The organism is Phenylobacterium sp. CCH9-H3 (genome assembly GCF_001557235.1).
Taxonomy (GTDB): domain Bacteria; phylum Pseudomonadota; class Alphaproteobacteria; order Caulobacterales; family Caulobacteraceae; genus Phenylobacterium.
This window is the reverse complement of the sequence record NZ_LSJI01000171.1, coordinates 62,608-73,402: the sequence shown is the minus strand read 5'-3', so window position 1 is coordinate 73,402 and position 10,795 is coordinate 62,608. Positions and strand designations below refer to the sequence as shown.

Below are 10,795 nucleotides of genomic sequence, written 5' to 3'. Positions count from 1 at the left end.
GGGCGGGCTGGCCGTAGAGCGTGGTCCGCTGGGCCACCGGGCGGCCCGCCGAGGCCCCCGCGCGCTGCAGATCGGCGACGGTCAGCTCCTGGCCGTGGGCGGCGCCGGCCGCGCGGCTGATGGACTCGTTCATCAGCACGCCGCCCAGGTCGTTGACCCCGGCGTTCAGGCAGGCCGACGCGCCGTCCAGGCCCAGCTTCACCCAGGAAGCCTGGATCGAGCGGATGGCGCCGTGCAGGGCGATACGGGCCACGGCATGCATGAGCACGCTCTCCCGCCAGGTAGGCCCCCGCCGCGCCCGGCCGCGCAGGTACACGGGTGAGGCCATGTGCACGAAGGGCAGGGGCACGAACTCGGTGAACCCGCCCGTGTCGAGCTGGAGGTTCCGGATGGCCAGCAGGTGCCGCGCCCAGTGCTCGGTCCGGTCCAGGTGGCCGAACATGATGGTGGCGGTGGTCCTCAGCCCCACGCCGTGGGCCGCGCGGACGACGTCGAGCCAGCCGGCGGCGGTGAGTTTGTCGGGACAGATCTGCGCGCGGACCTCGTCGTCGAGGATCTCGGCGGCGGTGCCGGGCAGCGAGCCCAGGCCCTCGTCGCGGAGACGGGCGAGATAGTCGGCCACGGGCACGCCAAGGGTGGCTGCGCCTTGGCTCACCTCCAGGGCCGAGAACGCATGCACGTGCATTGCGGGCTCAGCCGCTTTCACCGCCTGCAGGATCGCGACGTAGGTCTCGCCGGTGTAGCGGGGGTGGATGCCGCCCTGCAGGCAGACCTCGGTGGCGCCGCGGGACCAGGCCTCTCGCACGCGATCGGCGATCTCGACCAGCGGCAGGTCGTAGCCCGGCTCGCGCAGGCCCGCCTTGCTGGAGCTCTTGGAGAAGGCGCAGAACGAGCAGCTGTAGGTGCAGATGTTGGTGTAGTTGATGTTGCGGTTGACGACGTAGGTCACGGTCTCGCCATTGACCTTCCGGCGTAGCTCGTCGGCGCAGGCGACCACGGCCTCCGCCGCCGCCCCGCGGGTGGCGAAGAGGCGCACGATATCGGCTTCGGCCAGCGTCCGGCCTGCCGCGGCGCGGCTCAGGACATCGTCGAGGCCCAGGTGGGGAGCGAGCGTCGGCGCCGCGCCCAGGGGGCGTTCCGGCGAGCCCGGCGCGGCGCCCGCCACGCCGGGGCTCCAGGCGCCGTCGCGCGCCAGGCCCTCGGCGTCGGCCAGCTTTCGCACCGCCTTGGCGACCCCGGCGTCCAGCCAGCGCGCCGCCTCCTGAACGAAGGCTGGATGCGCCGTCAGGCGTTCCACGAGCGGCCGTCCGGCTGCTGCGCACTCCGCGGACAGGGTCTCGATTTCCGGCCAGGGCGCTTCAGGGTTCACGTGATCGATGGTGACCGGCGAGATGCCGCCGAAGTCGTCGAGGCCGGCGTCGATCAGGGCGCGGGTGCGGCCGGGGTTCAGGTTGGGCGGCGATTGCACGCTCACCTCCCGGTCCAGCACCAGCCTTGCCGCGGCCACCGTCCACAGCAGCTCCTCTTCGGAGGGTTCCGGCGCACCGGCCATGCGCGTGCGGGGCTTGGCGCGGAAATTCTGGACGATCACCTCCTGCAGGTGGCCGTGCGTCCGGTGCAGGTCGCGCAGCGCCAGGAGCGCGTCGATCCGCTCGTCACGGGTCTCGCCGATGCCGATGAGCAATCCGCTGGTGAACGGGATAGCAGCCTCGCCGGCGGCGGCGATGCTCGCCAGTCGCGCCGCCGGCGCCTTGTCGGGCGATCCGAAGTGAGGTCCGCCGCGCCGGCAGAGCCGCTCGGAGGCGCTCTCGAGCATCAGGCCCATGGAACCGGAGACCCGGCGCAGGCGCGCGTAGTCGGCGGTCGTCAACACGCCGGCGTTGATATGCGGGATGAGGCCGGTCTCGGTCAGCACCCGGCCGGCCACGTGCGCGAGGTAGTCGACGGTGGTGGCGAAGCCCAGGCGATCCAAGGCTTCGCGGGCCGCGGCGTAGCGCAGCTCGGGCTTGTCGCCCAGCGTGAACAACGCCTCCTTGCAGCCGGCGCCCGCGCCGGCGCGGACAACCTCCAGCACCTCGTCCGGCGACATGTAGGCCGACGCCAGGCCCCGGGGCGCCTTGGCGAAGGTGCAGTAGTGGCAGACGTCGCGGCACAGCTGAGTGAGCGGCAGAAACACCTTGCGTGAATAGGTGATGCGCTCGGGCCCCCGGGCGTCGCGGACGGCCCGCGCCTCGGCCGCGAGGTGGTCGAGCGGTGCGTCCAGCAGGTGTCGGCGGAGGCCAGGGTTGCTCATGCCGCCGCCCTCCAGCCGCGCAGCAGATCGGCCGTGCGGCTGCGGCCGGTCAAAGCGAGGAACGTGTCGAGGTCGCTGGGGCGGTCCAGGTCCAGGCCGAGCCCGGGCGCCTGCACGACCCGGGTCGTCAGCCCCAGGGTACGGGCCGCCGCCAGGTGCTTTCCGAAACTGCCCGGGCCGAACGCCAGGGGCAGGCGTATCCCAGCCGCCAGCGCCAGCGCGCCGGTGCCTCCATCGGCGCTGGCCGGCGCGAGCACGAGGCGGTCGGGCGCGACGCCTTCAAGGCACTGTTCGACGTCGTCGGCCTCGAGCCGCGGCAGGTCGCCGGGCAACAGGACGAGGGTGGTGTCCGGATCGACGGCCGCGATACGCCGCCGCGCCCGTTCGAACGCCCCGTTGAGATCGCCGTCCTCACGCTCGAGGTACACCACGGCGCCGGATCTGGCCGCCAGCCGCGCCAGCGCCGGCGTCGGCGTGGTCACGTGCGTGCGCAGCACGGCCGGACAGGCGGCCAGCGCCGCCAGCATGTCGGCAAGCATCGCTTCGACCAGCGCGTCCCGCTGGTCGTGATCCAGGCGCCCGGCGAGGCGCGACTTCGCCGCCTGTCCGCCCCGCGCCGCGATGAGGACATCGGCGTTCATGAAGCTCTCCGCTGAAAGCGGTGGGGAAGGCTGCGCGTGAAGGCGAGAGTTTCGACCGCCAGCCGCACGCGGTCGGCGTCCGAGTTCATCACGGACGCCGTCGCCAGGGTGGGGAGGCCGAGCGTGTCCAGGGCTTCGCCTTCGGCCCGGTCCTCCTCGTCGACGACCAGCCCCGCCAGCAGTCCGCGGTAGTGGTCGACGATGGCCATGGGCCCGGGCACGACGCCCAGCTCATGCATCAGTTTCGCGGCGGGTCCCTTGAGCGCGCGGCCGCCGACGATCGGCGACACCGCCACGATGGGCGCCTGCAGGTTCGTCAGGCCGTCGCGGACGCCGGGAATCGACAGGATCGGGTCGATGCTGAGGTAGGGGTTCGAGGGGCAGACGATCACCGCGTCCACGTCTCGTCGCGCCAGTGCGGCGGCGAGCCCGGGCGCGGGCCTGGACGCCGCCGCGCCGTCGAAGCGGACGCCCGTCACCACCGGCTGGCATTGCCGGCCCACGAAGTAGCGCTGGAAGGCCAGTTCGCCCTCGTCGGTCTGTACGACCGTACGCACCGGATCGTCCGACATCGGAACGATGGCGTGGCGCACGCTCAGCGCGTTCGCCAGGGCCCGGGTGGCGGCGGACAGCGTCTCGCCGGCCGAGAGCCGCCGGGTGCGCTCCACATGCATCGCGAGGTCGCGGTCGCCGAGGTTGAACCAGCCTTCGCCACCCAGGCGCTTCAGCTGGTCCATGAACTGCCACGTCTCGCCGGCCAGGCCCCAGCCGCGTTCGCGGTCGGCCAGCCCGGCAAGGGTATAGATGACCGTGTCGATGTCGGGCGAGACATGCAGGCCCAGGTGGACGAAGTCGTCGCCCGTATTGACCACGATGGTCAGCTCATCGGGCCGCAGGATGCGGGTCAGGCCGAACGCCAGCTTGGCGCCGCCGACGCCGCCACAGAGGGCGATGACGTGTCCGCTCATCTGAAGAGGTCCATCTGCAAGGGGCGCAGCAGTTCGCCGATGCCCGCCTCATCGTCCGGGTCGTAGGTCGCGCCTCGCACGATCGCGACCGGGGTGCCTTCGGCGGCCTCGCCCATCACCAGGGACGCGGCGGCGGCGATCTCATCGGCCACGCCGATCACCGTGGCCTGCAGCGCGCGGCCGTAGAGGTCGGCCTCGCCGCGGCGATCGCGCAAGGGCTTCAGCCCCGCACTGCCGATCGCAGCGCCCGTCGTGCCCATCCGCCAGGCGCGGCCCAGGCTGTCGGAGACGATCACCGCCAGCCGCACGCCGAGGGCCGACTGGAGGGCGTCGCGCAGCCGGCGGGCGCTGGCGTCCGGGTCCTGCGGCCACAGCAGCACGGACTCCGCGCCGCCGCACGCGAGGTTCGAGGCGTCGATGCCGGCGTTGGCCAGGACGTGGCCGGTGCGATGGCGCGCGATGATCACGCCGGGCGCCACACGCATCAGCTCCTGCGACTCGGCGGCGATGAGCGCGACGACGGCGGGGTCCTTGCCGGCGCGCGTGGCCGCCTCGTGCGCCTCGGGACCAGGCGCCACGTCCGCCAGCCGCCGCGCGCGGCCTTCCACCTTCGAAACCGCCTTCTGCGCCACCACCACGACGTCGCCGTCCTGGAGCGCCTCGCCGGACGCCGTCACGCCCTGGACAATCGCCGCGGCGAGATCGTCGCCCGGCTGGAAGAGCGGCAGGCCAGGCACGGACCGCACCGACAAGGTCGCCGCCACCGGGCTGTCCTTGGGCCTGCCGGTGATGCGCACGCCCGCCTGCACCAGCTTGTAGCGGCGGTTGAGCTGGATCAGCAGCGAGGTCATGGCCTCGGCCGCGGCGGAATTGGCGAGCGGCCCCACGTGCCAGCTGCGCAGCTTCAGCTCGGAGAGCACGCCTCGCACGAGCTCGACCGCCTCGGCGTCGTCGCCCGCCACGAGCACGTCGGCCTCGATGGGGCCGCCGGCGGCCAGCTTCTCGGCGCCGATGGTCTGCAGGGCCGAGACGAGGCGGACGCCATCGCCCAGCGCGTGGGCGGCCTCGACTGCAGCGCAGCCGGCGGCGGGCAGCTGGACCGTGCCCACCTTCGGCGGCCGGAGCGGGACGGTGGTGTCGACGACGATCTTTCCCTGAACGGCGTCGCGGATCTGCTGGAGCGTGTCGGCGTGGGCGGCGTAGGGCACCGCCAGGAACACGATCTCGCCGTTGGCGGCCGCCTCGGCGAGCCCGGCGCCAAAGACGTCGCCCGCCAGGTCGCGCGCCGCCGCCTGGGCGCGCTCGGGGTCGCGGGAGCCGATCCAGACCTCGTGGCCGGCGGTCGCCAGACGGCCGGCGAGAGCTGCGCCGAGCGCACCGGTCCCGCCGATGATCGCGAAGGTGGTCACACGCGCCTCCCTTAGCGGCGCCGGTGGCGCCTGCAGGAGGCTTTCCGTAGGGGCGCCTCCTGTCGTGGTTCTGTGCGATGACTATAGACTCTCATAATCATCATGATCAATATGCTGCAAAATGATGTTGTGGGGAGGAAGGCCGATGGCGACTGCGCCCATCGCGGACGGCGTCTTCGAGGTCGTCGAAGGGGGCCCGCGCCTGATCGGCGGCCGCCGCAAGTCCGACGGCCGGATGGTCTTTCCGCTGCCCACCGGTCCCGAGGCGGCGAATTTCGAGCCTGTCCGCCTGTCGCCGGAAGGCACGCTCTGGTCGTTCACGATTCAGCGCTTCCGGCCCAAGTCGCCGCCGTACGCAGGCGACGAGGATGACAAGAGCTTCGCCCCCTACGCGCTGGGCTATGTGGAGCTGCCCGGCGAGGTGATCGTCGAGAGCCGCCTCGACACGCGGGACTTTGCCGGCCTGAGGGTGGGCCAGCCGATGCGTCTCAAGCTCATCCCGTTCCGCCGCGCGGACGGAGACGTCCTCACCTACGCCTTTGAACCCGTCGCCTGAGGAGGCTGCCATGACCGATGTGCATATCGTGGGCGCGGGCATTCACCCGTTCGGCCGCCATGACGACAAGACCGGCCTGGACCAGGGCGTTTTCGCGGTGCGCGAGGCGCTGGCCGACGCCGGGATCGATTGGAGTGACATCCAGTTCGGCTTCGGCGGCTCGGACGCCGCCGGCAACGCCGACGCCGTGCTGCCGCGGCTGGGCCTGACCGGGATCCAGTTCATCAACGTCAAGAACGGCTGTGCGGCCGGCGGCTCGGCGCTGCTCTCGGGGTACTGGGCGATCAAGTCGGGCGAGTTCGACCTAGGCGTCGTGGTGGGCTTCGACAAGCACCCGCGGGGGGCGTTCAACCCGCTGCCGTCCGACTGGGGCCTGCCCGAGTGGTACGGCGAGACCGGGCTCATGCTGACCACCCAGTTCTTCGCCAACAAGATCAACCGCTACATGAGCCTGCACGGCATCAGCGCCACGACGCTGGGCCGGGTCGCCGAGAAGGCCTTCGAAAATGGCGCGAAGACTCCGCATGCCTGGCGGCGCGAGCCCATGGGTCTGAACGCCATCATGAACTCGCGGATGATCTCGGATCCGCTCACCCAGTACATGTTCTGCTCGCCGGCTGAGGGCGGCGCGGCGCTGATCCTGGCGTCCGACCGGAAGATGCGCGAGCTGGGGCTCACGGGCCCTAAGCTGCGGGGCGCAGCGGTGCGTACGCGGGTGAACGGCTCGTTCGAGGTGTTCTCGCCCTCGCTGGACGTCGAGCGTGGGCCGTCGCCGACCCAACTGGCGTCGAAGGCCTGCTTCGAGATGGCCGGCGTGGGCCCCTCCGACATCGACGTCGCCCAGCTGCAGGACACCGAGAGCGGCGCGGAGATCATGCACATGGCCGAGAACGGATTCTGCGCCGACGGCGAACAGGAGCGGCTGCTGGAAGAGGGCGCCACGCGCCTCGGCGGCAAGCTGCCGGTCAATACCGACGGCGGCTGCCTGGCCTGTGGCGAGCCGATCGGCGCCTCCGGCCTGCGTCAGGTCTACGAGAACGTCCAGCAGCTGCGCGGCCGGGCCGACGGCCGCCAGGTCGAGGGCGCGCGCCTTGGATACAGCCAGGTCTATGGCGCGCCCGGCCTGTCCGGCGTCGTGATCCTGGAAGCCTGAAACAACAGAAACGAGAGCCCGAGGGAGGCCGCCGTGATCTTCGAGCACGACGAGAAGACGAAAGCCCTGATCGACCGCGTGCAGCGGTTCATGGACGAGCACGTCTATCCGAACGTGGAGACCTACCACCGGCAGGAACACGAGGGGGACCGCTGGAAGGCCGTGCCCGTCGTCGACGAGCTGAAGGCCAAGGCCCGCGCGGAGGGGCTCTGGAACATGTTCATGCCGCCGCACAGCGGCCAGCAGCATGTGGACGACACCTTCGAGTTCGAGGGGCTGCAGTGCACCAACCTGCAGTACGCCGCCCTTGCCGAGATCATGGGCCGCGTCGGCTTCGCCTCCGAGGTCTTCAACTGCTCGGCGCCCGACACGGGCAACATGGAAGTGCTGATGCGCTACGGCACGCTGGCGCAGAAGGAGCGGTGGTTGCGGCCGCTGATGAACGGCGAGACCCGCTCGGCCTTCCTGATGACCGAGCCCGCGGTGGCTTCGTCCGACGCCTCGAACATCGAGACCCGTATCGAGCGTGACGGCGACCACTATGTGATCAACGGCCGCAAATGGTTCTCGTCGGGCGCGGGCCATCCGCGCTGCGACGTCTACATCCTGATGGGCAAGACCGATCCGGGCGCCCGCACCTACAACCAGCAATCCATGATCCTGGTCTCGCCGGACACACCCGGGATCACCATCGAGCGCATGCTGCCCGTGTTCGGCTACGAGCACGAGGCGCACGGCGGCCACGCGCAGGTGCTGCTCGAGAACGTGCGGGTGCCGGTCGAGAACATGCTGCTGGGCGAGGGCCGGGGGTTCGAGATCGCCCAGGGCCGCCTCGGACCCGGCCGGATCCATCATTGCATGCGCATCATCGGCGCCTGCGAGGTGGCGCTGGAGAAGATGTGCCGCCGCCTGCTGAGCCGCGTCGCCTTCGGCAAGGCGATCGCCGAACACTCCGTGTGGGAGCAGCGGATCGCCGAGGCCCGCATCGACATCGAGATGTGCCGGCTGCTCTGCCTGAAGGCGGCCTATATGATGGACGTGGCGGGCAACAAGAGCGCCCGCGGCGAGATCGCCATGATCAAGGTCGCCGCGCCCCGCATCGCCTGCAAGGTCATCGACGACGCGATCCAGGCCCACGGCGGGGCCGGGGTGACCGCCGATTTCGGCCTGGCCGAACTGTATGCCAACAACCGGATCCACCGCCTGACGGACGGGCCGGACGAGGTGCATGCCCGCACCATCGCGCGAATGGAGCTCGGCAAATACGCCGCCCCTGCGCCCGCGCGCCAGGCCGCCGAGTAGCGTCATGGCCGGAACGCTCGATTCCGACCTCGCCGCCTTCCGCGACGAGGTGCGGGGCTTCCTCGAGAAAGCTTTGACGGCCGACATCCGCGAAGCCCAGGCGCGGCAGGCCGGCGTCTTCTCGGACGGCGAGCTCTGCAGGCGCTGGCATCGCGTGCTTTACGAGAAAGGCTGGGTGGCGCCGTCGTGGCCCGTCGAGCACGGTGGGCCGGGCTGGAGCCCGATGCAGAAGTTCATCTTCGCGGATGAGTGCGCCAAGGCGAACGCGCCGGTGCTGCCGGCGATGGGCCTGCAGATGTGCGGTCCCGTCCTGATGCGCTACGGCACGCCCGAGCAGAAGGCCTTCTTCCTGCCCCGGATGCTCTCGGGCGAGCACTATTGGTGCCAGGGCTATTCCGAGCCGCAGTCCGGGTCGGACCTGGCCTCGCTGCAGATCCGCGCCGTCCGCGAGGGCGAGGACTATGTGGTCACGGGCTCGAAGCTGTGGACGACCCACGCCCACCACGCCAACTGGATGTTCCTGCTCGTGCGGACCTCGACGGAGGGCAAGCCGCAGGCGGGGATCAGCTTCCTGCTCACGCCCATGGACGCGCCCGGGATCACGGTGCAGCCGATCATCTCGATCTCGGGCGAGCACGAGGTGAACCAGGTCTTCTTCGACGGCGTCCGCATACCCGTGGCGAATCGCGTGGGCGCGGAGAACCAGGGCTGGGCGGTCGCCAAGGCGCTGCTGGAGTTCGAACGCGGCGGCGGGGCGGCGGCCAGCCGCCTGTGGGATCAGCTGCGCGCGGCGCGCCGGATCGCCGAGGCCGAGGGATGGTGGGGCGACGATCCCGCCTTCCGCCAGCGCTGGAGCGAACTCGACGTCGAACTCCAGGCGCTGGACTTCGCCGAGCGGGAGACGGCGGCGACGCTGATGGCCGGCCGCCCGGTGGGCGACGCCACGGCCTCGCGCCTGAAGCTGACGGTCAGCACGCTGCTGCAGCGCATCACCGAGCTCACCATGGGCTCTCTGGGCGTCTATGCCGGCGCCGACCAGCGCGCTGCGCTGGGAATGGGGACCAACACCCCGCCCGTCGGCCCCGGCTATGCGCTCACGCCCACGGCCAAGTACCTGAACAGCCGCGCGGCGACGATCTACGGCGGCTCGTCCGAGATCCAGCACAACATCCTGGCGCGGATCATCCTGGGCTGAAACCATTTGACTATCATGATAATCATCATCATGATTTCACCGAACATGCACAAGAGCGCCCGACCAGGGCGGCCGGAGGAAGCGACGTGAACGCGATCGTCAAGGAATTCAAAGTCATCGACACCGACACCCACGTGATCGAGCCGTACGATCTGTGGACCACGCGGACGCCGAAGAAATATGCCGATCAGGTCCCGCAGGTGCGCTGGGATCCCAACATGAACGAGGACGCCTGGTTCTTTAACGGTGAGCGCACCGGGGCGGCCGCGGGTGCGGCGATGGCCGGCTGGCACGAGTATCCGCCGAAGCGGCCCCAGAAGCTCGAGCAGGTCGACCCGGCGCTCTATCAGAACACCGCGCGCCTGAAGCGCATGGACGAGTACGGCATCTACGCCCAGATCCTCTATCCGAACGTCGCGGGCTTCGGCGCCGGCAAGTTCCTGGGCCTGGGCGACCAGGAGCTGATGCTGCTGTGCGTGAAGGCGTACAACGACTGGGTCACGGAGTGGGCCAGCGCCGATCCCAAGCGCCTGATCGCTCAATGCGCGCTGCCGTTCTGGAACCTCGACCAGACGATCCCCGAGATGCAGCGCTGTGCGCAGATGGGCCACAAGGGCGTGATCTTCTGCGCCGAGCCCGAGACCTTCGGCCTGCCCAAGCTGACCGACCCGCATTGGGACCGCCTTTGGGCCGCCGCCCAGGAGCTCGGCATGCCCATCAATTTCCACGTGGGCGCCGGGGACATGTGGTACTTCGACATGATGCACCCCTCGGTGAAGCCGCACGCGGCGTTCGCCTCCATGGGGGCGCTGTTCTCGCTGGACCTGGCGCAGACCATTTCGCAGCTCACCTGCGGCGGCGTCTGCCATCGCTTCCCGAACCTCAACTTCGTGGTGGTCGAGAGCGGGGTGGGCTGGATTCCGTACCTGCTGGCCAGCCTGGACTACCAGTGGCTGAACTGCGGGGCGCACAAGGAGAACCCAGAGTACAAGCTGAAGCCCAGCGAGTTCTTCAAGCGCCAGATCTACGGCTCGTTCTGGTTCGAAGTGGGCACGCTGAAGCCGACCATCGATCTGCTGGGCGCCGACAACATCCTCTACGAGACGGACTTCCCGCATCCGACCAGCATGAGCCCGGGACCCTGCACATCGGCCATCGCGCCGGCCGATTACATCGAGTTGGCGTTCAAGGACGTCGACCGGGCGACCGTTCAGAAGATCGTCCACGGCAACGCCGCGCGCATCTACCACCTGGACTAACCTCCCGATCACCCAAGCC

9 protein-coding genes are annotated in these 10,795 nt (G+C 70.2%); 5 read left to right on the top strand and 4 right to left on the bottom strand.

The genetic code is table 11. The annotated features are described in order from the left end of the window. The 4 genes from cofH to cofE form a co-directional block, all read right to left on the bottom strand. The coding region (gene cofH / locus AX721_RS15335; protein WP_068876869.1) for a 5-amino-6-(D-ribitylamino)uracil--L-tyrosine 4-hydroxyphenyl transferase CofH at positions 1–2,293 on the bottom strand (2,293 nt) is incomplete at its 3' end. After that, a complete protein-coding gene (gene cofC / locus AX721_RS15330; RefSeq protein ID WP_068876867.1) occupies positions 2,290–2,934 on the bottom strand; it encodes a 2-phospho-L-lactate guanylyltransferase in 645 nt (214 codons plus the stop codon). The genes cofC and cofH, both read right to left, overlap by 4 nt. Continuing rightward, positions 2,931–3,902, bottom strand: coding sequence for a 2-phospho-L-lactate transferase (gene cofD / locus AX721_RS15325; RefSeq protein WP_068876865.1), 972 nt, complete (start codon positions 3,900–3,902; stop codon positions 2,931–2,933). Before cofD ends, cofC begins: the two co-directional genes overlap by 4 nt. Then, complete coding sequence (cofE, locus tag AX721_RS27985) at positions 3,899–5,311, bottom strand: coenzyme F420-0:L-glutamate ligase (protein WP_197422599.1); 1,413 nt, start codon at positions 5,309–5,311, stop codon at positions 3,899–3,901. The genes cofD and cofE overlap by 4 nt, the downstream gene beginning before the upstream one ends. A 145-nt stretch (positions 5,312–5,456) precedes the next feature. Here cofE and AX721_RS15315 point away from each other — a divergent pair, with 145 nt between their 5' ends. The 5 genes from AX721_RS15315 to AX721_RS15295 all read left to right on the top strand — a co-directional run bounded on the left by AX721_RS15315 (position 5,457) and on the right by AX721_RS15295 (position 10,776). Then, the gene (locus AX721_RS15315) at positions 5,457–5,867 is read left to right on the top strand and encodes a Zn-ribbon domain-containing OB-fold protein (RefSeq protein ID WP_068876863.1); all 411 of its coding nucleotides are present in this window, start codon (positions 5,457–5,459) and stop codon (positions 5,865–5,867) included. 10 nt (positions 5,868–5,877) lie between these two features. Continuing rightward, a complete protein-coding gene (locus tag AX721_RS15310; protein ID WP_068876861.1) occupies positions 5,878–7,020 on the top strand; it encodes a thiolase family protein in 1,143 nt (380 codons plus the stop codon). Positions 7,021–7,053: 33 nt separating this feature from the next. Further along, positions 7,054–8,322: an acyl-CoA dehydrogenase family protein gene (locus AX721_RS15305; RefSeq protein WP_068876859.1), complete on the top strand. Its 1,269-nt coding sequence runs from the start codon at positions 7,054–7,056 to the stop codon at positions 8,320–8,322. 4 nt (positions 8,323–8,326) lie between these two features. Then, positions 8,327–9,517: an acyl-CoA dehydrogenase family protein gene (locus AX721_RS15300; RefSeq protein ID WP_068876857.1), complete on the top strand. Its 1,191-nt coding sequence runs from the start codon at positions 8,327–8,329 to the stop codon at positions 9,515–9,517. Between the two features lie 86 nt (positions 9,518–9,603). Beyond that, positions 9,604–10,776, top strand: a complete 1,173-nt coding sequence (locus AX721_RS15295) for an amidohydrolase family protein (RefSeq protein ID WP_068876855.1) — start codon at positions 9,604–9,606, stop codon at positions 10,774–10,776. Positions 10,777–10,795: the final 19 nt, after the last annotated feature.

What these genes read in the sequence shown, in the direction of transcription:
- cofC (WP_068876867.1), bottom strand. Translation starts at nt 2,934, where the DNA reads ATGAACGCCGATGTCCTCATCGCGGCGCGGGGCGGACAGGCGGCGAAG.
- cofD (WP_068876865.1), bottom strand. Translation starts at nt 3,902, where the DNA reads ATGAGCGGACACGTCATCGCCCTCTGTGGCGGCGTCGGCGGCGCCAAG.
- AX721_RS15315 (WP_068876863.1), top strand. Translation starts at nt 5,457, where the DNA reads ATGGCGACTGCGCCCATCGCGGACGGCGTCTTCGAGGTCGTCGAAGGG.
- AX721_RS15310 (WP_068876861.1), top strand. Translation starts at nt 5,878, where the DNA reads ATGACCGATGTGCATATCGTGGGCGCGGGCATTCACCCGTTCGGCCGC.
- AX721_RS15300 (WP_068876857.1), top strand. Translation starts at nt 8,327, where the DNA reads ATGGCCGGAACGCTCGATTCCGACCTCGCCGCCTTCCGCGACGAGGTG.